Raw genomic sequence first — 20,285 nt, forward strand, 5'->3', positions numbered from 1 at the left:
CCAAAGTGTTAAAGTAGTTTTTAGTTGAAAAAGATATAATTAAATAACCATTTAACGATATCTTATCATCTTGCCGTACCCCCTTGCTTGATATTTTTCCGCCGGTTAATTGTCTCAAGTATTTCAGAAGCGACAACCCGAATAATTATTCGATCAAGAATTAGAGGGGGGTTCTTCTATCATTTCATGTGTGGGGAGTTTCTTATCGTCTCGGTAAGCGGTAAAATTTATTTTTTCTAAACGATAGAACAGTAGGAATATGTAATGGGCAGAGCCTATCAAAACCGAAAAGAGTCTATGGCGAAGACCTCGGATCAAAAAGCCAAGGTTTACAGCAAATACGGACGTGAAATTTATGTGTGCGCAAAATCGGGTGGTATTGACCCTAATGGTAACCTAGCGCTACGCAGCATGATCGACCGTGCTAAGAAGGATCAAGTTCCAGCGCACGTTATCGATAAAGCCCTCGATAAAGCCAAAGGTGGCGGTGGAGAAGACTTCGACACAGCTCGTTATGAAGGTTTTGGTCCAGGCAACACCATGGTGATTGTAGACTGTCTTTCTGATAACCCAAACCGCACCTACGGTGATGTTCGAACTTGCTTTAACAAGGTAAAAAGCAAAATCGGTACTCAGGGTAGTGTGTCTCACATGTTTGACCACTCCGCTATTTTTGTTTTCAGCTCTGACGACGAAGATGGGGTTATGGAAGCCTTGTTAGAAGCGGACGTTGATGTATCTGATATCGAGTCTGATGACGAAGGCAAAGTCACTGTATTCACTCCAAACACAGAATACGGTAAAGCTCGTCAAGCCATCCTTGATGCGTTTGGTGAAATTGAGTTTGACGTAGATGAGATTCAATTTGTTCCGCAAATGACCACTGAGATTTCGGGTGAAGACGTGGAGCAATTTGAGCGTTTCCTAGACCTTTTAAACGATCTGGATGACGTTCAGCGCGTGTATCACAACGCTGAATATTAATCGCTTCGATATAGAGCTCTCACATCTTGTATAATAAGGTGTGAGAGCTTTTTTTATGGAGTCATTCCAATGAACGAAAAACCGACCCCGCCAGAAGATTGGGAATGCTGCGAAAGCCAATGCTCCCCATGTGTCTGGGACACTTACTACGAAGACCTGCGGGAATGGAATGCTCAACAAAAAGCCACACAAACCCAGGAGTCAGGACAAGATGAGTAGTTCGAAGCCAGATCAACCGGTGAAATCACCCTGCGTCAATGTCTGCTTTTTAGACGATAACGACGTCTGTCTTGGTTGCTATCGCACTGGCATGGAGATCAGTCGATGGGGAGCCATGACGAGAGAGCAGCAACTTGCGGTGATGGAAAAGGTCCGTCAACGAGAAAGTCAAAGCGCCTTTGTTAGCTAGGATCAGTTTGTCGCTCGTTTTTAAGAGTGATCCATTGTGACATGTACTGGGTGCTTTTCATGGAATGATGTCGCACCAGCTTCCCTAAAAAGTGATGCTTCCGTAACGTATCACGTAGCCTCATTTGTAAGGTGATACGTTGAATGAATCGCGCCTTCCAAATCTCACCATCATACCTCTGGCGCAATATCTCTCGACCATTGTGCTGCATTAAAGTGTAGGAGTCTTGATCCTGATAGAGGCTGACAGCTGCATTGACAAACTCTTCAGTGTCATCTGTGATAACGCCGTTCCAGGGGAGAAGGCCGTGCATGGCTTCGGCGCCGATGGCAGTGGTGATGCTCGGGGTGCCCACCTGCATTGCTTCTACTAGCTTGCCTTTTATTCCTGCCCCAAATCGTAATGGACTGACCATGATGCGGGCATTTTCTATCACGTCTAAGGCGTTTTCTGCCCAGCCTTTGATTAAGAAACCTTGCTTTTCATTGTGAAGTTGAGTGGCTTTGGGTGGCGGGTAGGCGCCAAAAATATTCAACTTGGCATCGGGTAATCGCTGGCGAATGGCTGGCCAGTAGGTGTTTTTGAGCTGTTGTACTGCATCCCAGTTTGGTGCATGGCGGAAGTTGCCGATGAAAACAAAGTCCTGACGTGCTTCGAAAGGTTTAAACGCATTCTCAACAGGAGGAAGCATGAAGGGTAAATGCATTAGATGGCTGTCTGGCACATGAAACTTCTGGCTTAAGAGGGCGGTCTCGTATTCTGAAATCATCAACGTCAGGTCGCTTCGATGAATTGCGGCAATCTCCCTGACGCCTAGATCTGAATACATATCTTGTATCTGAAACTCACGCTCTTGTTTCACTGCCTTATGACGCGCATCTCGCAACGAGTGGAGATCTTCTGTATTCAGTACTCGTAAGGCATCTGGCGCATGCTTTTCAACCCGCCAGCCAAACTGTTCTTCCATCATAAAGCGGTCAAAAATCACCAGATCCGGTGACAACTCTTTTATAAAGTGATCAAACGTGTCGCTGTTAAGTTGGATCGCCTGCTTGGTCACGCCTAGTGGCTCAAGGTCAACCATGTGTTCGGTTTGTTGGGCGGGGGAGGCAAAGGTGATTTGCCAGGTCTGTTCTGTCATGGCGCTGATAAGCTGCATCATGCGGCTGCCTGCGGCGGACGAATTTGGCTCTGGCCATACGTAACCAATTATCAAAACGTTCATGGTATCTGGGATCTTGGGGGTTAAAGAAAAGGGACAAGTAAGTTGAGGTATTGTATCATGTGCGCCAACTTTGTGTTGGTGCCCACGATGGCGTACACAGCACCCTATGGAAACATAACGTTGAGACTTAACTATGATTATTAAGCCGAAAATTCGTGGATTTATTTGTACGACGACACACCCGACGGGTTGTGAGCAAAACGTATTGGATCAAATCGCTAAAACTAAAGCTAATGGTGAGATCAAGGATGGACCAAAAAAGGTCTTGGTAATCGGTTCTTCAAGTGGTTACGGTCTGTCTTCACGTATTGCAGCAGCATTTGGTTCAGGTGCGGCGACGATTGGTGTCTTCTTTGAGAAGCCAGCCACAGAGAAAAAGCCGGGTACAGCAGGTTGGTACAATGCTGCGGCGTTTGACAAAGCTGCCCATGAAGCGGGTTTGTACGCTAAAAGCATTAACGGTGACGCCTTCTCTAACGAAGCCCGTGACAAAGTTATTGAGCTAATTAAAGAAGACTTGGGTGAGATCGATTTAGTGGTTTACTCATTGGCTTCGCCAGTTCGTAAACTGCCTGAGTCTGGCGAAGTGATTCGCTCTGTCTTGAAGCCAATTGGCGAACCTTACCGTTCAACGGCTATTGATACAAACCGTGATGTGATCATCGACGCGGAAATTGAACCAGCAACAGAAGAAGAAGTGCAGCAAACCGTCACTGTAATGGGCGGCGAAGACTGGGAACTTTGGATGTCGGCTTTGAATGAAGCGGGTGTTTTAGCTGAAGGTGCGCGTACTGTCGCATACTCTTACATTGGTTCTGACATCACTTGGCCAATCTACTGGCATGGTGCTTTGGGTAAAGCGAAAGAAGATTTGGATCGTGCATCTAAGGCTATTGATACTGAATTGGCTAAGAAAAACGGCGGTGCTAACGTCGCAGTATTGAAGTCTGTGGTAACGCAAGCGTCTTCTGCTATTCCTGTGATGCCTCTTTACCTGTCTATGGTATTCAAGGTGATGCGCGAGAAAGGTTTGCATGAAGGTTGTATGGATCAAGTTTATCGTCTGTTTGCAGAGCGTCTGTACAATGGCAATGTTCCTGCAGAGTTGGTTGATGATGCCAATCGTCTACGTGTTGATGACTGGGAATTGCGCGAAGATGTTCAGCAAGCTTGCCGTGATCTTTGGCCGCAAATCACAGATGAGAACTTATTTGCTGAGACGGACTACCAACTTTACAAAGATGAGTTCTTGAAGTTGTTTGGTTTCGGTGTTGAAGGCGTGGATTACGAAGCCGATGTGGACCCTCAGGTCGAATTTGATGTAATTACACTTTAAGATATTTCGGTTACGGTCGATAACAAAGGAGGCACATAAGCCTCCTTTTTTTTGACTTGAGGTTCCTTTAGAGTGAATTGGAATCTCGGAGTAGCAAATGTTTTTAAAAAATACCGTCGCCAGTTTATTGGTTACTTCAATGCCTATTGCACTTGCTCAGACAATTACCGTTGAGCCTGTGGATGTAATCTATGGGAATCAGGTTTACCGTGGTGAGCACCAGATTGTTCGAAGCTCCCCTGACACGGTCACCATCATTCCGGCTGAGCAGCCTAATAATCAAGATATTGTCAACATGGTAGTATCGGCGAACCCTAGTAAATCCTCCTATCTTGAGATGACTAAAGCTGCTGAACGTGAGCAGGAGATTTACGAAGAGGTGAATCGCCGGACTCGAGAGGCGCCATTTACCGTATTGTTTACTGGTAATATTCCGGAAGAGATTCAACAGCGTCGTCTGAGTATGATGCCTGAGGTGGGGATTTTTGGCGATCAGGCTGAGAAGCTTGAGCGTGACCAAGAGGCACTTAATCCTGAAGAATCCGTTGTGCCGGATGAGGGGCAATTTAGTGAAGTGACGCCTGGTAATCAGGTGTTTGGTGATCCTGAGTCAGGCGCCACGACAGAAGAGTCTCAGCAGGCTGAGTTATCAGACGAAGAGAGACTTGAACAGCTGATTGGCGGCTAATTAATCAATAATCAATGGTGTCCAGTTTTCAGTGTCTTGCCACTGGTTTGCAATGACTACTCTGGCAGATTGCTTACGCTTGATCTTGGCGTTCACAAAGTCTACAAACTCGTCTTTGGATAGGGCTTCAATGCTCGCAATCCAGTTGGCTCGATCTGCAAAGTTGTGTTCCGGCTCCACCACATGGGGCCATTCCTCTAGTGCATCTTCCCTCAAAGAAGTGGTCTTTTTGGTAAAGGCTGCCAGCACTGCCGTACGAGCTTGTTCGAACTCCGCATCGGATAAGCTGTCGCTCCAGTCTTTGTTTTCGACTATAAAGCGCTCTATTTCCTGTACTAACGTTTCGATATCTGTGTTGGGGGATTGGACCAAAAAACCAAGAGCTGGTGTTTTCTCAATGGTTTGGTTGGTGACTGCTACGATGTAGCCATATTGTTTTTCGGTGCGAAACTCATTGTAAAAGCGAGCGCCAATAAGTTGTGCCATCATCCTAACGTAGGCGCGTTCAGTGTAACTGGCGTCATTGCTGTCAGTCGCCATAAGGCTGTATAGCAAGGTGGTATCAGCGCTGCGGGTGTTAAATCGGTAGATGTAGCGATTTTTTGGTGCAAACGATTTCAATTCCACATACTGATAAGTGTGAGCGCCTAGTCGCCCCTTGAGCTTTGTCTGCAGGATCTGGGAGAGTGTTTCCGCGTTGTCTTTCTCGAAATTCCCTGTCATGTAGCCGGTAAAGTGGAATTGAGACAGATGGGTTTGGATAAAGTCATTGATCTCATCTGTTTTGATGTCTGTTAGCAGGTTTTGAAGCGTTTCAATCGAAGAGCTGCCTTTGGTCACGACTTGTGAAAAGTAATGGCGCGCTAAGGCATAGGGTGGTTGGCTATCTAGGTTATTGAAGCCTTTTAGGATTTCTTGCTTAGCGATGGTAAGGCGCTCAGGAGTCGCCTGAAAAGTCATTAGCTCACCAATCAGGTGTTCGAAAAAGGCATCTTGTTTGTCTGTGTAGCCTTGAGTGCGAAGGGTTAGCCCATTGCTGTGGGCGTAAAGAGAGTAATTTAGCCCTGCGGTATAAGGTTGATATGTTTGTTCACTCATGGCGTCGGTGAAGAGGCGTGCCCAGAGTTGCAATAGCAGTTTTTGTCTGGCATTGGCGGATTCTGAACAGCCAAAATAGCCAAAGATCATGCCGGTGGGCTTGCCGTACTGGCTGTTCTTCTTGTGCCAAAAATCAAAGCTCTCTGTGTCAGATATAGCCGTGGGGCGGCTGTCAGTCCCTTGGGTTAAGCTGAGATCTTCTGGAATGTATGGGTTGATTTTAGGTAAGCCATACATTGAATTCTGGCTCGTTTCATCGTCCTGTTGCAACCAATCCTTTTTAAAGGACGCATTAGCATAATGTCCTTGGTAAAAAGGCTCTGTTGACCATGTTAGTTCGTCTTGAGCCCATTCTGTTGGGAACTCTTTATGGTGTTGCCATTGGATTACTAGGTTGTCTGGGGTTAGTGCGTTCAATACTGGGGCTATTTCTGCTTCTGTGGCGTCTCGCTCAATTTTGAAGCTGTGCAATAAATCCATAGGAGGGATGTTTAGTGAGCGCGATGAGGCGACCTGAGCAAGTCGTACCGATGGGATGTAATCATGGTAGGCGTAATTTAGCTCGCTTAAGGTTCGGATTTCACGAAGGTAATCGGGGTTGGTTGGCGCTTGCTGTAGATTTTTGATCCCTGAGAAAACCTTTCCTATCACAGCGTTACGTTGCTTAACTCCGGCATCAGTAAGCCTAATGGTAACGGCGAAAAGTGCTTGGTTGCCGTCATCTTGGCTGATGCCAGCATGGAGCGATTGGGCCCAGCCTAGCTCTTTAAGATTTGCGAATAGGGAGTTGCTGGATTCATCTCCAAGAACATAGCTCACATATCTATATGGCTGGGAGGGGTAGTGCCGTAGTTGGCTGGGTATGGGAAACATCAACTTCAGCTGGCTTTTTTCGGTGTTGGTCTTAAAGGCCTGGAATGTCTGAGTCTGAAGAAACTTGGCAGGTAGCTCGGGTGTTATCTGGGTGGGTCTGGCTTCTATGCCTGAAAAATATGTACGAGCAAAGCTGGCAAGTGTTTCTGGTGATTTGTTTGCCACCAGTGTGAGTCTCATGTTCTCGGGGGTGTAATAATCCTCATAAAACCTCTGTAAATAGCTTTGGAGTGTTTCAGTGGGAATGTTACCGAGAGTCTCTAGATTGCCAACGGTAAAACGGCTGCCAGGGTGGTGGGGATTGAACAGGGTCTTTTGTGCTTCGTTCGTGCGGCGGCGTTCGTCATCTAACTTGGCTTTGTATTCAGAGTCTACCGCGTTGATTTCCCTTGCGATGTAGTTTGCATCCAAGGTTGGCGCCACAAAAAATTGGGCAAATCGGTCCAAAGCTTCTGGATAGGCCTCAGGTAATACATCAAAGTAAAAGTTGGTTTCTTGGCTGCTGGTGTAGGCGTTATGGGAGCCCCCATGTTCTCGTATAAAGGTTTGGTATGCGCCAGCATCTGGATATTTTTCTGTGCCTAGGAACAGCATATGTTCCAGTAGGTGGGCGATGCCAGGGTGCTCGTTCGGGTCTTGTTGGTTGCCAGCGCCAATGGCTAGTGAAGCAGCGAAGCGCTCCGCCTTTGGATCTGAGATAAGGATGACTTGTAGACCATTATCAAGGGTCAAATAATGATAATTATTGGCGTCTGAGTGGCTTTTGCCGGGGATGTTTTGCATGCTTGTGCCTAGTGAATAGGGGCTCGTGAGCACCAAGCTCACAAAGACGAGAAGATGGCGAAAAAAAGTGTTTTGTGAAAGTAAATACATCATGGGTTCAGATTATCTCGAACCCATGATGCAGTGCAACTGCTTACGCTGATGGTGAGCGGTTGGGTTGTGCGTCGAGGGATTGGCCGTTGATATCTTTACTGTCGTTGCCCATCAAATAGAGGTAAAGGGGCATAATGTCGGTAGGTGTTTTGAGTGTGTTAGGGTCTTCTGCTGGGTAGGCAAAAGCTCTCATGCTCGTTCTGGTGGCACCAGGGTTGATCGCGTTGACGCGAATGTTAGAGATGCTTTCCAGTTCGTCAGCCAGTAATTGCATCATGGCTTCCGTCGCAAATTTAGACACCGAGTAGGCACCCCAATATGCACGGGCTTTACGTCCAACACTGGAGGTGGTGAAAACAATGGATGCGCTGGGAGCTTCTTGCAGCAATGGGATCAGTGCTTGGTTTAACAAAAATTGAGCAGTCACATTCACCTTCATAACTTGGTCAAATGTGCTGGGTTCGAAGTTAGCTAAAGGCGTTCGGGCACCCAGTAAGCTGGCGTTGTGTAAAATGCCATCAAGGCGGCCAAATTCTTTTTTAATGGTGTTGGCGAGTTCCATGTAGTCGTGTTCAGCAGCCGTCTCAAGATTCAGTGGGACTATGGCTGCTTGGGGGTGGCCGCTATTGTCAATTTGGTCGTAAACCTGTTCCAGTTTTTTTGTCGTTCTACCCAAAAGCACAACGGTTGCACCGTGGGCTGCATAGGTTAGCGCGGCTTCCTTGCCAATACCATCGCCAGCGCCTGTTACTAAAATGACTTTGTCTTTTAAAAGGTCATTAGGGGCTTGGTAATCCAGCATAATTGCCTCCTAGTTCGTGTCAGGTTTTTGAGTGTGCATCATGTAGTTTACAGAAACATCTCTGTCGTTCAGTTTATAGACCTTGGTAATAGGATTATAGGTTAGGCCAGTCATATGAGTGAGTTCCAATCCGGCTTGACGGGCAAATTGGCTTAATTCAGCAGGCTGGATAAATTTCGCGTAGTCGTGGGTGCCTTTTGGCAGCATACGCAAGATGTACTCAGCACCAACAATGGCAAATAAGTAGGCCTTCGGGTTGCGGTTGATGGTAGAGAAGAATACGTGGCCGCCTGGTTTACATAGCTTCATGCAGGCACGAATAACAGAGGATGGATCGGGAACGTGCTCCAGCATTTCAAGACAGGTGACAACATCGTATTGGCCTGCTTCGCGGTCTGCGATTTCTTCTGCTGTGATGCGTTCATAATCGATGTCTAGCTTGCTTTCTTCACGGTGTAGTTTCGCAACTGCCAAAGGCGCTTCGCCCATGTCGATCCCTTTAACTTGGGCGCCCATTTGTGCTAACGCTTCCGATAAAATACCGCCGCCACAGCCCACATCGATGGCTTTTTTGCCGGCTAGGTTAGTGCGCTCGTTAATGTAATTAGCACGCAGGGGATTGATGTCGTGCAGTGGTTTGAACTCACTGTCTTTGTCCCACCAGCGGCTTGCGAGGGCTTCAAACTTCGCAACTTCATCTAGATCAACATTGGTGGCGTTAGATTGCTTGGTGGTCATGTCATCATTCCTATGTAAAACGTGTTGGCGGCGCCAAGGTGACTATGCATATATATGGTATTCGTACGCTTACCGCTATTTGGATGACTTGCATTATATAGATAATAGAATTTGCCACAAACTAAAGCAGAGTATTTAGCTTGCTTTCGCACAAACTCATGATTATCGCCAAGGGCATAGTGGTTTTGGGGGAGTGGCGACTAGGTATTTTTAGTGCTGGGTTTGTGAAAAGAAATCGGAGAATAAAAGCGCCATTGGGGAGAGGTGTTCGTGAAATGCTTGTGGTATAATGCCGCGCTTACAAAAAGATGGTCGGAGTTGCTCGGTCTGCAATGACGAGCACATGTTGCTCCTAACATAAGGAACGGTTGTATCTATGGGTGAATTAGCCAAAGAAATTATTCCCGTCAGTATCGAAAACGAGCTGAAAGGTTCTTATCTCGATTACGCCATGAGCGTAATCGTTGGACGTGCGCTTCCAGATGTTCGTGATGGTTTGAAACCGGTTCACCGTCGTGTGCTTTACGCGATGAATGAATTGAAAAACGATTGGAATAAGCCTTACAAAAAATCTGCCCGTATCGTTGGTGATGTGATCGGTAAGTATCACCCACACGGTGACTCGGCTGTATACGAAACAATCGTTCGTATGGCGCAACCATTCTCTATGCGTTACACACTTGTTGATGGTCAAGGTAACTTCGGTTCCGTGGACGGTGACAGTGCAGCCGCCATGCGTTACACGGAAATTCGTATGGCGCGTATGTCGCACCATATGCTGATGGATCTGGAAAAAGAAACCGTCGATTTTGTGCCAAACTATGATGGCACTGAGTTTATGCCTGAAGTTTTGCCTACTCGTATTCCTGGACTGTTGGTAAATGGTTCTGCGGGTATTGCCGTAGGTATGGCGACCAATATTCCGCCTCATAATTTAGGTGAGGTCATTGACGGCTGTTTGAACGTTATTGATAACCCGGAAATCACCATTGATGAATTAATGGAGTTTATTCCTGGTCCAGACTTCCCAACAGGTGCGTTCATTAATGGTCGCGCTGGCATTGTGGAGGCCTACAAAACAGGTCGTGGACGCATCTACATGCGTGCTCGCCATCATGTCGAAGACATGGATAAAGGCAATCGCCAAGCGATTGTTTTTACTGAGATTCCATACCAGCTAAACAAAGCTAAAGTGATTGAGAAAATTGCTGAGCTGGTAAAAGAGAAGAAGATTGAAGGTATTAGCGAGCTGCGTGACGAGTCTGATAAAGACGGTATGCGTATCGTGATTGAGCTGCGCCGTGGTGAAAACCCAGACGTGGTAGTGAACAATATCTTCACCCAAACTCAGCTTCAGTCTGTGTTTGGTATTAACATGGTTGCCCTTGTTGATGGCCGTCCAGAGCTACTGAACCTCAAGCAAGTGCTTGAGTGCTTTGTGAAACACCGCCGTGAAGTGGTTACCCGTCGTACCATTTACGAGCTACGTAAAGCCCGTGAGCGTGGTCACGTACTGGAAGGCCTAGCGGTTGCGCTTGCTAACATTGATCGTGTGATCGAATTGATTCGTCAGTCTCCAACCTCTGCTGAAGCGAAAGAAAAGCTGATCTCTGAAAGCTGGGAGCCAGGCAATGTTAACGCCATGCTTGAGCGTGCAGGTGCCGATGCTTGCCGCCCAGATGATTTGGATGCTGCCTACGGTTTTAATGATGGTGTTTACCGCCTGTCTCCAGAGCAAGCCCAAGCTATTCTTGATCTTCGTTTACATCGTTTAACGGGACTTGAGCACGAAAAACTATTGGGCGAGTACAAGTCGTTGATCGATTTGATTGCTGAATTGCTAAACATCTTGGGTAACCCAGATCGTTTGATGGAAGTGATTCGTGAAGAGCTAGAAGATGCTCGTGATCAGTTTGGTGATACCCGTCGTACTGAGATTTTGACCTCTAAGCAAGATTTAACCATCGCAGATTTAATCGATGAAGCGCCAATGGTGGTGACCATCTCTGATACGGGTTATGCCAAGACTCAACCTTTGGAAGAATATAAAGCACAACGACGTGGTGGCCGTGGTAAGTCTGCTTCTGGTATGAAAGATGAAGACCACATCAGTCACCTTCTCGTTACCAGCAGTCATGATACCGTTATGTTGTTCAGTAACTTCGGTAAAGTGTACTGGTTGCGTGTGTTTGAGATTCCGTTGGGAAGTCGTACATCGAAAGGTCGCCCGATTGTTAACCTATTGCCTTTGGCAGAAGGGGAGCATATTTCCGCATTGCTACCTTTGACCGCTCCAGAAAAGACCGACGCAGAAGCTGAAGTTGAATTGGAAGAAGAGGACGTTGCTGCAAGCAGCTACATCTTCATGGCGACTGCTAACGGTACCGTGAAGAAAACAGCAATGGAGCATTTTGCTCGTCCTCGTTCAAGCGGCTTGATTGCCCTGAAGTTGGATGAAACTGATGCGCTTGTAGGTGTTGCTCAGACCACCGGGTCGGATGACATTATGCTTGTTTCCAGCTCTGGCAAAACGATCCGCTTTAAAGAAACAGATGTTCGTGCCATGGGCCGAACGGCTGCAGGTGTTCGCGGTATCAAGCTGGCAGAAGACGCTAAAGTTGTGTCTTTGATTGTGCCTAGCGCAGAGCAAAATACAGCGGTACTGATGGCCTGTGAAAATGGTTACGGTAAGCGCACTATGACCGAAGAATTCCCTGTCTACGGACGTGGTGGTCAGGGGGTTATCGGTATTCAGGTATCAGAGCGTAATGGACCTGTTGTGGGTGCGACTCAAGTTGATGAAACAGATGAAGTCATCTTGATCACAGACATGGGTACCCTAGTGCGTACACGTGTTTCCGAGATTTCTTGTCAGGGTCGAAATACACAAGGTGTCACACTGATTCGTTTGTCTAATGAGGAACGTTTAGTCGGTGTTGAGCGTGTTGTTGAAGATGATGATGCTACAGCAGAGGGTGAAGTCTCTGAAATAGAAGATGTTGTCAACGACGAGCCGCAAGATCAGGCTCCTGATACGGAAGCATAAAGTTCCCCCAGGGCGCACCTCGAGTGCGCCTTCTTTTGTATAGATATACCACTTACCTTATGAGGTTTTAGGCAGAATGAGCCGAGTTTATAACTTTTGTTCTGGTCCCGCTGCGCTCCCAGAAGCGGTTTTAGAAAAAGCACAAGCAGAATTGTTGGATTGGCATGGCACAGGTGTGTCGGTAATGGAAATGAGTCACCGTAGTGATGAATTTGTTTCCATTCTTGCGTCGACCAAAGCGCGCTTGGCTCGGTTGCTGAACATTCCTGATGACTATGAAATCGTTTTTGCTCAGGGTGGCGCTTCGGCTCTGTTTGCCCAGATTCCGGCCAACCTAACTAATGGCTTTGATAGTGCTTGTTATCTAGATACAGGTGCATGGTCTACGAAAGCAATTAAAGAGGCTAAGAAGTACGCCAATGTTGTCGTATCAGGCTCTAGCAAGGCTCAGAATTACACCACAGTGCCTGACTTCTCCTCCCTTGAGTTAGACGAAAAGGCGGCTTACCTACATTTGACGCCAAATGAAACCATTGGTGGCTTAGAGTTTGATGCTTTGCCTGAAACGGATCTGCCGATTGTTGCTGATCTGTCATCAACAATTTTGTCTCGTAACATCGATGTGAGCAAATACGGTCTGATTTATGCCGGCGCACAGAAAAATGTTGGCCCTGCGGGTGTGGTGATCAATATTATTCGTAAGGATCTATTGGCGCGCAGCAACAATGATGTCTTGCCAACGGTTTGGTCATTTGAAAATCTGGCGAAAAATGATTCCATGATCAATACTCCGCCGACTTTTGCAATCTATCTAGCGGATTTGGTGTTTGAGTGGCTAGAAGCCCAAGGCGGTGTTGCTGCCATGGAGCAAATCAACATTGAAAAAGCTGCCATGCTTTACAGTGCTATTGATAATAGCGGTTTTTACTCTAACCCTATTGATGTTCGTTACCGTTCTCGTATGAATGTGCCATTTGTTCTAGCAGACGAATCCCTTGAAGCGACCTTCTTGAAAGAGTCCGATGCCGCTGGATTGCGCACCCTTGCAGGCCATCGTTCTGTAGGGGGTATGCGTGCGAGCATTTACAATGCCATGCCAAAAGCTGGGGTTGAGGCCTTGATTGAATTCATGGCGGCCTTCGAAAAACGTTACGGTTAATAGTAATAGGATACGTTCCATGTCGACAAAAAAAGATGATATTCCGACAACCCTGCCATTACTGCGTGATCGCATAGATGCTCTCGATTCGCAAATCCAGCGCCTAATCAATGAGCGTGCCATGTGCGCGGAAAAAGTCGCAGAAGTTAAAATGGCAGAGCAGGGTGTGCAGAGCGCAGTGTTTTATCGCCCTGAACGTGAAGCACAAGTTCTTCGACGCGTCATGGAGCGTAATGAAGGCCCCCTTGGTAATGAAGAAATGGCGAAGATTTTTCGTCAGATTATGTCTTCATGTTTGGCCCTGGAAAAGCCAATGCGTATTGCTTTCTTGGGACCTGTGGGGACTTTTACGCAACAGGCGGCCCTTAAGCACTTTGGTAATTCTATCGTAAGTGCCCCAATGGCTGCGATTGATGAAGTATTCCGTGAGGTAGAGTCAGGGGCAGCCAACTATGGGGTGGTGCCAGTAGAGAATTCTACCGAGGGCGTTGTTAATCATACTTTGGATAGCTTCCGTGGCTCTCGCCTTAAAATCTGTGGTGAAGTGGAAGTGCGCATCCACCATAATCTTTTGGTGGCACCCAATGTGAACCCAGATGATGTGACACACATTTATTCTCATCAGCAGTCTTTAGCTCAATGTCGTGCTTGGTTGGACCGCTATTGGCCCCATGCAGAGCGCGTGGCGGTTAGCTCCAATGCTGAGGGTGCTCGCTTGGCAGAAGAAGCAGGTAAGAATGGTAAGGCTGTCGCTGCCATTGCGGGTGATATCGCCAGCGAGCTTTACAGCTTGTCCGTTGTATCAGCGAATATTGAAGATCATCCAGATAATACGACTCGCTTCTTAATCATCGGCAATGAAAAAATTCCGCCAAGTGGCAAGGATAAAACCTCTTTGTTGGTGAGCGCAAAAAATGAGCCAGGTGCGTTGTATCGCCTGCTGGAGTCCTTTGAGCGTCACGGTGTTGACATGACTCGATTGGAAACACGTCCTTCATTAATCAGTAAGTGGGGATATGTTTTTTATATCGATTTTGTCGGTCATTGCGAAGATGCCCAGTGCCGTTCCGTCATCGAAGAGTTGCGCGAGCGTGCTTCTGAAGTGAAGGTGTTGGGATCTTACCCAGTCGCTGTTCTGTAACGCTAAAAAAGATAAATATAATGCAAGATAATAAAGAGTTCGGAAATGTCCTGATCGTCGGTTTAGGGATGATTGGTGGCTCATTTGCCAAGAGTTTAAAGCAGCAAGGCTTGGCAACTTTGTTTGGTGCAGATCGTCGTGCAGGAGAGTTAACGCTGGGTGTTTCTACCGGCGTGATTGATTATCCGGCGCAACTTGATGCTGACACCATCCAAAAGATGGACATTATTATCTTAGCAACCCCAGTGCGAGCCATGGAGTCCGTCTTAGCTGAGATTAAGCCCCATCTTCGCTCCGATACCTTGTTAACGGATGTTGGCTCCACTAAGGGGAGTGTGGTGGCTGCGGCGACGAAAGTGTTTGGTGCTGCCCCAGAGAACTTTATCCCTGGTCATCCTATCGCCGGTGCAGAAAAGAGTGGTGTACTCGCGGCTAACCCTCATTTGTTTGAAAAGCATATGGCGATAGTTACGCCACTTCCTGACTCAGATCCTGAGCTACTGGACCGTTTGCATCGTCTTTGGCGTGCTGTGGGGGCAGATGTGGTGAGCATGGATGTGGAGCATCATGACCATGTATTGGCTGCTTCAAGTCATTTGCCGCATCTATTGGCTTATACCCTAGTGGATACCTTGGCTAATGCCGATCGGAGTCAGGATATCTTCCGCTTTGCGGCGGGGGGGTTCCGTGATTTTACACGAATCGCTTCCAGTGATCCGGTTATGTGGCGAGATGTGTTTTTAGCCAATAAAGACGCAACCCTTGCGACCCTCGATTTATTTACCGATCGTCTTGCTGAAATGCGTCAGGCCATCGTTGAGGCGGATGGCGCTTCCATGTATGGCGTGTTTACTCGAGCTAAGTCTGCTCGGGATCATTTTTTGCGTCTGCTTGAGCAACGTACCATTGGCAAGCCTCAGCAAAAACAAATCTCAATGGCCGTGGCGCCAGCCTCAGCGGTAAATGGTGAAATAAAATTCACTGGTGACAAATCTTTGTCACATAGAGCCCTTATTATGGCCGCCCTGTCTGATGGGGTCAGTGAATTAGGTAATGTTGATTTAGCAGGTGATGTCAAAATCACCATGCAGGCATTACGTGATATGGGCGTAGTCATTGAAGAGTTTGGTCATGGGGCTGTACGCATTCATGGTGTGGGTCGAACTGGGTTGCGGGCACCCATTGCCCCTGTCAATGTTCATGAATCGGCTACTAGCTTGTATTTATTACTGCCTATTTTGGCGGGGCAAAATTTCCCAGTTGAAGTGATTGGTGAAGGTGCTTTATTAAATACGCCTTTTACGCATCTCCTTGAGTTGCTAACCCGTTCAGGAGCGCAAGTGACCTCTGCGCCGGCGGATTGTCTGCCCTTTAAAGTGACGCCTGCAGTGATTAAAAGTGTCTCCGGAGAGTTACCTGGTTCGCCATCTTCTCGGTTGGTCTCTAGTGCGCTTTTGTTAAGTCTATACGCAGAGCAAGACAGTGAGTTTAAAGGGCAAATAGCTATTGATGCACAGACACGGGGACTTTTTTCTGCCTTTGGTGTCTCAATGTCAGGCTCTCAATGTCTAAAAGTTATGCCTTCACCATTGGAGGGAGCGGAGATTGATTTGCCTTCGGACTTGCAACAAGTCATCTGGAGTGCCTTGCTAGCCGTATTACTGCCTGGTTCCTCGTTGCAAATCAATGAGGTGTCCACCATTGGTCGAGGGCGGCTGCTATTTGATCTGTTGCCTAAGATGGGGGTTCAGATTGATTGGCTTTCAGAGCCTCAAGGATTATTTAGCACGCGATCGTTTAAGGTGTCGTTTGCAAAACTAAAGGGTATTCATCTTTCTCCTGCGGAGGTTTATGAATACCGAGAGTTTTTGCCTTTGTTAGCGGTTGCAGCTGTTTTTGCGCAAGGAGATAGCTCATTTGAAGGGATTTCCCAATTGCCTTATTTCTACGAAGATCGTATGACGACTTTAGTAGATGGTGTGAACCACATCGGTGGTGACTGCCAGTGGCAAGGTGGGGTGTTGCATATCACAGGCAAGGTGCCTGAAGGTGGCGATTTAGACAGTGCGGGTAATGATTTAGTGGCGTTGGCATTCCTATTGCTTTCTGCCCGTTGTCGAAACGGCGCTGTCGTACGTGACTGTCAAAAAATATTAGAACAAATTCCAAATTTAGAAGAAATTGCTGTGATGCTGGGCCTAAAGGCTTCAGTACACATCTAAGGAAGAGGAACATTTATGTTAAATCAAGCCCCAGTTATTACGATTGATGGCCCAAGTGGTGCTGGTAAAGGCACGGTAAGTCAAATCGTTGCAGAGAAGCTGGGTTGGCATTTGCTTGATAGTGGTGCGTTGTATCGTTTATTGGCCCTTGCTGTGTCGCATCATGGTATGTCAGTTGAAGATGTAGAAGCGTTGAAGGTGTTAGCGGAGCATTTGGATATTCAGTTCCTGCAAACGCCAGAAGGCAAAGTTGAAATAATCCTTGAAGGTGAAGTGGTCACCCAGGCGATTCGTACTGAAACAGTGGGAAACCAGGCATCTAAGCTAGCGGCTATCCCTGAAGTCCGTGAGGGGCTGTTGGTGCGTCAGCGCGCCTTTGCGCAAACGCCTGGATTGGTGGCGGATGGACGAGATATGGGGACTGTTGTTTTCCCTGAGGCGTCTATTAAAGTCTTTCTGACTGCCAGCGCAGAAGAGCGTGCGCAACGTCGTATGCTTCAGCTACAGGACAAGGGAGATGAGGTCAATTTTGATGAGCTAGTTAAGACCATCAAAGAGCGTGATGAGCGTGATGCTAACCGTGCTGTGGCGCCACTTGTACCGGCGGCGGGTGCACTGGTGATCGATAGCACTGACCTGAGTATTGATGAAGTTGTTGAAGTTGTGCTCTCTGAGGCATCAAAAGCTTCATACATTTAAGTTTTAATCTGTTTTTGTGCTCAATTAATGTGCTAAAATAGTAGGAATAAGTCGACGGCAGGACCAGCAACCACTGGCGTCGCAATCACTGTAAATTAACCCCACATATAGCTGGTGATGTGGCAGGGAACATTTAGTTGTTCCGTATATATAGGAATCACAATGACTCAAAGCTTCGCAGAACTGTTTGAAGAAAGCCTAAAAAGCGTAGAAATGGCGCCAGGCTCGATTGTTACTGGTATCGTTGTTGACATCGACAGCGATTGGGTAACAGTTCACGCAGGTCTAAAATCTGAAGGCGTTATCCCTCGTTCTCAATTCCTAAGTGAGACCGGCGAATTCACTCTTAACATCGGCGACGAAGTTAAAGTAGCTCTAGATGCAGTTGAAGATGGTTTCGGTGAAACTAAACTTTCTCGTGAGAAAGCTAAGCGTGCTGAAACTTGGGCTGTACTTGAAAAAGCATACGAAGAAAGTGAAATCGTTAAGGGTGTTATCAACGGTAAAGTCAAAGGTGGCTTCACTGTGGATATCGCTAACATCCGTGCTTTCTTGCCAGGTTCTTTGGTAGATGTTCGTCCTATCCGTGACACATCTCACCTTGAAGGTGTTGAACTTGAGTTCAAACTTATCAAGCTTGATCAGAAACGTAACAACGTTGTTGTATCTCGTCGTGCCGTTATGGAAGCGACTAACAGCGCTGAGCGTGAAACTCTTCTTGCTAACCTTGAAGAAGGTCAAGAAGTTAAAGGTATCGTTAAGAACCTTACTGATTACGGTGCGTTCGTTGACTTGGGTGGTGTTGATGGTCTTCTACACATCACTGACATGTCTTGGAAGCGTATCAAGCACCCAAGCGAAATCATCGCTGTAGGTGATGAGATCGACGTTAAAGTTCTTAAGTTTGATCGCGAGCGTAACCGCGTATCTCTAGGTCTTAAGCAACTAGGCGAAGATCCATGGGTAGCAATCAAAGCTCGTTACCCAGAAGGTACTAAAGTTACTGCACGTGTAACTAACCTAACGGATTACGGCTGCTTCGCAGAGCTTGAAGAAGGCGTAGAAGGTCTTGTTCACGTTTCTGAAATGGATTGGACTAACAAAAACATCCACCCATCTAAAGTTGTTCAGATCGGTGATGAAGTAGAAGTTATGATCCTTGACATCGATGAAGAGCGTCGTCGTATCTCTCTAGGTATCAAGCAGTGCACTCCAAACCCATGGGAAGAGTTCGCTACTTCTTTCAACAAGAACGACAAGATCTCTGGTGCCATCAAGTCTATCACTGACTTTGGTGTATTCATCGGTCTTGACGGCGGTATCGATGGTCTTGTTCACCTATCTGACCTATCTTGGGACGAAACTGGTGAAGAAGCAGTACGTAAGTACAAGAAAGGTGATGTTCTAGAAACAGTTGTTCTTTCTATCGATGCTGAGCGTGAGCGTATCTCTCTAGGTGTTAAACAACTAGAGCAAGATCCTTTTGTTGCATTCGTTGCTGAAAACGACAAAGGTGCTATCGTAAACGGTACTGTTGCTGAAGTTGATGCGAAAGGTGCTGTTGTTACTCTAGCTGAAGGCGTAGAAGCTTACTTGAAAGTTTCTGAAATCAGCCGTGAGCGTGTAGAAGATGCTTCTTCTGTACTTAAAGAAGGTGATGCTGTTGAAGCTGCGATCGTAAACGTTGATCGTAAAGCTCGCACTATCGCTATCTCTATCAAAGCGAAAGACGCTTCTGAAGAGAAAGCAGCACTGAAATCTCACTCTGAGAAACAACAAGCTGAGACAAATGGCCCGACTACAATCGGTGACCTAATCAAAGCTCAACTTGAGAACCAAAACTAATTCGAATTAACGGATTATGTTTTTAAAAAGCGGACCTTATGGTCCGCTTTTTTTATGCTTTTTTTCAGACTTTGATTGACAAATAAACTATGCACAGAAGGTGTGGATAAATATGGGTATAGTTAAATTGTTAACGAAAAGCGGCTAATAAAGTCTTCATGTCGTCTTCACTCCAATCCTCTTTTTCGAGCAGTTCGGCGAGCTCTTTATTGTTCTGAATTTGGTGTAAATTCTTCTGAAACTTGGCAAAGTGGTACTCTTTGATCAACCTTTCATCATATTCTGATCGATAGATCTTTTTTTCCTGTGAATTGTCGCCTATTGTGGCGTCACTCTTAGGCTGTAAGTTATTCACAGTCTTGTAGGCGTTGAGCATTTTGGACTTGTTCATCTTTTACGCTCCTTGGGAACTGCACTTCGGTGACCCAAAACTGATTCGCTTTAGCGACCCATTTTATATTGGCATTCCACAGTTGGTTGCCGTGCTCTCTGCCCTCGGACCCCTTTAGATAAGAGGGGCGAGGGTCTTGGCCAATGACCTGTTCAATCAATGGTTGCAAATCTCTGTCATAGATATCTTTATAGTCTTTTAGCTGGTCTATTGCGAGTTCACTGAAGTTAACGTTAGTAAGGGGGGTGGCCAGTGGCGCGAATCCACCTTTGGCATGGGGGAGTGCGTCTGCGTAAGGTAAGTAGGGTTTGATATCGACAATCGGGGTTTTGTCGAGCAGATCTGCACCAATGATATCGATGAAAACTTGCTTACCTTCCTGACGAATGCCTTTAACTTCTACCACGGATAACCCCAAGGGATTCGGTCTATGGGTTGCCCGTGAGGCAAAGATACCGATTTTCTCTTTACCTCCAAGCCTAGGGGGGCGAATCTTGGCTTTCCATTTCTCATTCATACATTGGTGAAAAATAAAGTGTACCCAGATGTGGGAGAAACCCTCTAACCCATCCAGTGTATCAAGTCGATTGAAAGGCGGGAGTAGTTCTATGCTCGCCGTTGCTTCCGTCACTAGACCTGGTTGTCTGGGGATGCCAAATTTCTGTTGGTAGCAAGAGTGTGCGATGCCAATTTGTTGGAATTTAAAATGTTCTGACATGGGAATGGATGAATAATTACGTCAAATATTTGGGA

17 protein-coding genes are annotated in these 20,285 nt (G+C 46.7%); 11 read left to right on the forward strand and 6 right to left on the reverse strand.

Going from position 1 to position 20,285, the window contains the following annotated elements; all coding sequences use genetic code 11:
• The first annotated feature begins 264 nt into the window (after positions 1-264).
• The 3 genes from ACZ5DR_RS11335 to ACZ5DR_RS11345 all read left to right on the forward strand — a co-directional run bounded on the left by ACZ5DR_RS11335 (position 265) and on the right by ACZ5DR_RS11345 (position 1,393).
• On the forward strand, positions 265-984 hold the full coding sequence (locus tag ACZ5DR_RS11335) for a YebC/PmpR family DNA-binding transcriptional regulator (RefSeq protein WP_377369404.1): 720 nt from the start codon (positions 265-267) through the stop codon (positions 982-984).
• Positions 985-1,053: 69 nt separating this feature from the next.
• Positions 1,054-1,203, forward strand: coding sequence for an oxidoreductase-like domain-containing protein (locus ACZ5DR_RS11340; RefSeq protein WP_377369406.1), 150 nt, complete (start codon positions 1,054-1,056; stop codon positions 1,201-1,203).
• Positions 1,196-1,393: a DUF1289 domain-containing protein gene (locus tag ACZ5DR_RS11345; RefSeq protein ID WP_377369408.1), complete on the forward strand. Its 198-nt coding sequence runs from the start codon at positions 1,196-1,198 to the stop codon at positions 1,391-1,393. Before ACZ5DR_RS11340 ends, ACZ5DR_RS11345 begins: the two co-directional genes overlap by 8 nt.
• Here the strand turns inward: ACZ5DR_RS11345 and ACZ5DR_RS11350 are convergent.
• Positions 1,386-2,618 (reverse strand): glycosyltransferase, encoded by a 1,233-nt coding sequence (locus ACZ5DR_RS11350; RefSeq protein WP_377369410.1) that lies wholly within the window; start codon positions 2,616-2,618, stop codon positions 1,386-1,388. The genes ACZ5DR_RS11345 and ACZ5DR_RS11350 overlap by 8 nt on opposite strands.
• 133 nt (positions 2,619-2,751) lie before the next feature.
• On the opposite strand from ACZ5DR_RS11350, the gene fabV reads away from it, so the two are divergent.
• Both fabV and ACZ5DR_RS11360 read left to right on the forward strand, forming a co-directional pair.
• A complete protein-coding gene (gene fabV, locus ACZ5DR_RS11355; protein ID WP_377369412.1) occupies positions 2,752-3,954 on the forward strand; it encodes an enoyl-ACP reductase FabV in 1,203 nt (400 codons plus the stop codon).
• A gap of 97 nt (positions 3,955-4,051) precedes the next feature.
• A complete protein-coding gene (locus ACZ5DR_RS11360) occupies positions 4,052-4,642 on the forward strand; it encodes a hypothetical protein (protein WP_377369414.1) in 591 nt (196 codons plus the stop codon).
• Here ACZ5DR_RS11360 and ACZ5DR_RS11365 read toward each other — a convergent pair whose 3' ends face one another.
• From ACZ5DR_RS11365 to ubiG, 3 genes are all read right to left on the reverse strand, one after another.
• Positions 4,643-7,396, reverse strand: a complete 2,754-nt coding sequence (locus ACZ5DR_RS11365) for an insulinase family protein (protein WP_377369416.1) — start codon at positions 7,394-7,396, stop codon at positions 4,643-4,645.
• A 133-nt stretch (positions 7,397-7,529) separates the two neighbouring features.
• Entirely contained in the window at positions 7,530-8,291 is a 762-nt protein-coding gene (locus ACZ5DR_RS11370) for a YciK family oxidoreductase (protein ID WP_377369418.1), read from the reverse strand.
• Positions 8,292-8,300: 9 nt separating this feature from the next.
• Positions 8,301-9,029 carry a bifunctional 2-polyprenyl-6-hydroxyphenol methylase/3-demethylubiquinol 3-O-methyltransferase UbiG gene (ubiG, locus tag ACZ5DR_RS11375; RefSeq protein ID WP_377369420.1) on the reverse strand — a complete coding sequence of 243 codons (729 nt, stop codon included), beginning with the start codon at positions 9,027-9,029 and terminating at the stop codon, positions 8,301-8,303.
• Between the two features lie 376 nt (positions 9,030-9,405).
• On the opposite strand from ubiG, the gene gyrA reads away from it, so the two are divergent.
• From gyrA to rpsA, 6 genes are all read left to right on the forward strand, one after another.
• A complete protein-coding gene (gyrA, locus tag ACZ5DR_RS11380; protein ID WP_377369422.1) occupies positions 9,406-12,075 on the forward strand; it encodes a DNA gyrase subunit A in 2,670 nt (889 codons plus the stop codon).
• A gap of 76 nt (positions 12,076-12,151) precedes the next feature.
• On the forward strand, positions 12,152-13,234 hold the full coding sequence (serC, locus tag ACZ5DR_RS11385; protein ID WP_377369424.1) for a 3-phosphoserine/phosphohydroxythreonine transaminase: 1,083 nt from the start codon (positions 12,152-12,154) through the stop codon (positions 13,232-13,234).
• 19 nt (positions 13,235-13,253) lie between these two features.
• Positions 13,254-14,375, forward strand: coding sequence for a prephenate dehydratase (gene pheA / locus ACZ5DR_RS11390; protein ID WP_377369426.1), 1,122 nt, complete (start codon positions 13,254-13,256; stop codon positions 14,373-14,375).
• A 20-nt stretch (positions 14,376-14,395) separates the two neighbouring features.
• Complete coding sequence (locus tag ACZ5DR_RS11395) at positions 14,396-16,597, forward strand: prephenate dehydrogenase/arogenate dehydrogenase family protein (RefSeq protein WP_377369428.1); 2,202 nt, start codon at positions 14,396-14,398, stop codon at positions 16,595-16,597.
• A gap of 15 nt (positions 16,598-16,612) precedes the next feature.
• Entirely contained in the window at positions 16,613-17,296 is a 684-nt protein-coding gene (gene cmk / locus ACZ5DR_RS11400) for a (d)CMP kinase (RefSeq protein WP_377369430.1), read from the forward strand.
• A 162-nt stretch (positions 17,297-17,458) separates the two neighbouring features.
• Positions 17,459-19,141: a 30S ribosomal protein S1 gene (rpsA, locus tag ACZ5DR_RS11405; protein WP_377369432.1), complete on the forward strand. Its 1,683-nt coding sequence runs from the start codon at positions 17,459-17,461 to the stop codon at positions 19,139-19,141.
• Positions 19,142-19,271: 130 nt separating this feature from the next.
• Here rpsA and ACZ5DR_RS11410 read toward each other — a convergent pair whose 3' ends face one another.
• Together ACZ5DR_RS11410 and tsaA are read right to left on the reverse strand one after the other, a co-directional pair.
• Positions 19,272-19,532 carry a hypothetical protein gene (locus ACZ5DR_RS11410; protein WP_377369434.1) on the reverse strand — a complete coding sequence of 87 codons (261 nt, stop codon included), beginning with the start codon at positions 19,530-19,532 and terminating at the stop codon, positions 19,272-19,274.
• Entirely contained in the window at positions 19,489-20,250 is a 762-nt protein-coding gene (gene tsaA, locus ACZ5DR_RS11415; protein WP_377369436.1) for a tRNA (N6-threonylcarbamoyladenosine(37)-N6)-methyltransferase TrmO, read from the reverse strand. The genes ACZ5DR_RS11410 and tsaA overlap by 44 nt, the downstream gene beginning before the upstream one ends.
• Positions 20,251-20,285 lie beyond the last annotated feature (35 nt).

It is taken from the genome of Marinomonas vaga (assembly GCF_055388305.1).

Excerpts from the sequence above, each read along its gene's own strand:
- tsaA (WP_377369436.1), bottom strand. The coding sequence starts at position 20,250 with ATGTCAGAACATTTTAAATTCCAACAAATTGGCATCGCACACTCTTGC.
- ACZ5DR_RS11360 (WP_377369414.1), top strand. The coding sequence starts at position 4,052 with ATGTTTTTAAAAAATACCGTCGCCAGTTTATTGGTTACTTCAATGCCT.
- ACZ5DR_RS11395 (WP_377369428.1), top strand. The coding sequence starts at position 14,396 with ATGCAAGATAATAAAGAGTTCGGAAATGTCCTGATCGTCGGTTTAGGG.
- cmk (WP_377369430.1), top strand. The coding sequence starts at position 16,613 with ATGTTAAATCAAGCCCCAGTTATTACGATTGATGGCCCAAGTGGTGCT.
- ACZ5DR_RS11335 (WP_377369404.1), top strand. The coding sequence starts at position 265 with ATGGGCAGAGCCTATCAAAACCGAAAAGAGTCTATGGCGAAGACCTCG.
- rpsA (WP_377369432.1), top strand. The coding sequence starts at position 17,459 with ATGACTCAAAGCTTCGCAGAACTGTTTGAAGAAAGCCTAAAAAGCGTA.
- ACZ5DR_RS11345 (WP_377369408.1), top strand. The coding sequence starts at position 1,196 with ATGAGTAGTTCGAAGCCAGATCAACCGGTGAAATCACCCTGCGTCAAT.
- ACZ5DR_RS11410 (WP_377369434.1), bottom strand. The coding sequence starts at position 19,532 with ATGAACAAGTCCAAAATGCTCAACGCCTACAAGACTGTGAATAACTTA.
- serC (WP_377369424.1), top strand. The coding sequence starts at position 12,152 with ATGAGCCGAGTTTATAACTTTTGTTCTGGTCCCGCTGCGCTCCCAGAA.
- gyrA (WP_377369422.1), top strand. The coding sequence starts at position 9,406 with ATGGGTGAATTAGCCAAAGAAATTATTCCCGTCAGTATCGAAAACGAG.
- fabV (WP_377369412.1), top strand. The coding sequence starts at position 2,752 with ATGATTATTAAGCCGAAAATTCGTGGATTTATTTGTACGACGACACAC.
- ACZ5DR_RS11365 (WP_377369416.1), bottom strand. The coding sequence starts at position 7,396 with ATGCAAAACATCCCCGGCAAAAGCCACTCAGACGCCAATAATTATCAT.
- ACZ5DR_RS11370 (WP_377369418.1), bottom strand. The coding sequence starts at position 8,291 with ATGCTGGATTACCAAGCCCCTAATGACCTTTTAAAAGACAAAGTCATT.
- ACZ5DR_RS11350 (WP_377369410.1), bottom strand. The coding sequence starts at position 2,618 with ATGAACGTTTTGATAATTGGTTACGTATGGCCAGAGCCAAATTCGTCC.
- ACZ5DR_RS11340 (WP_377369406.1), top strand. The coding sequence starts at position 1,054 with ATGAACGAAAAACCGACCCCGCCAGAAGATTGGGAATGCTGCGAAAGC.
- ubiG (WP_377369420.1), bottom strand. The coding sequence starts at position 9,029 with ATGACCACCAAGCAATCTAACGCCACCAATGTTGATCTAGATGAAGTT.
- pheA (WP_377369426.1), top strand. The coding sequence starts at position 13,254 with ATGTCGACAAAAAAAGATGATATTCCGACAACCCTGCCATTACTGCGT.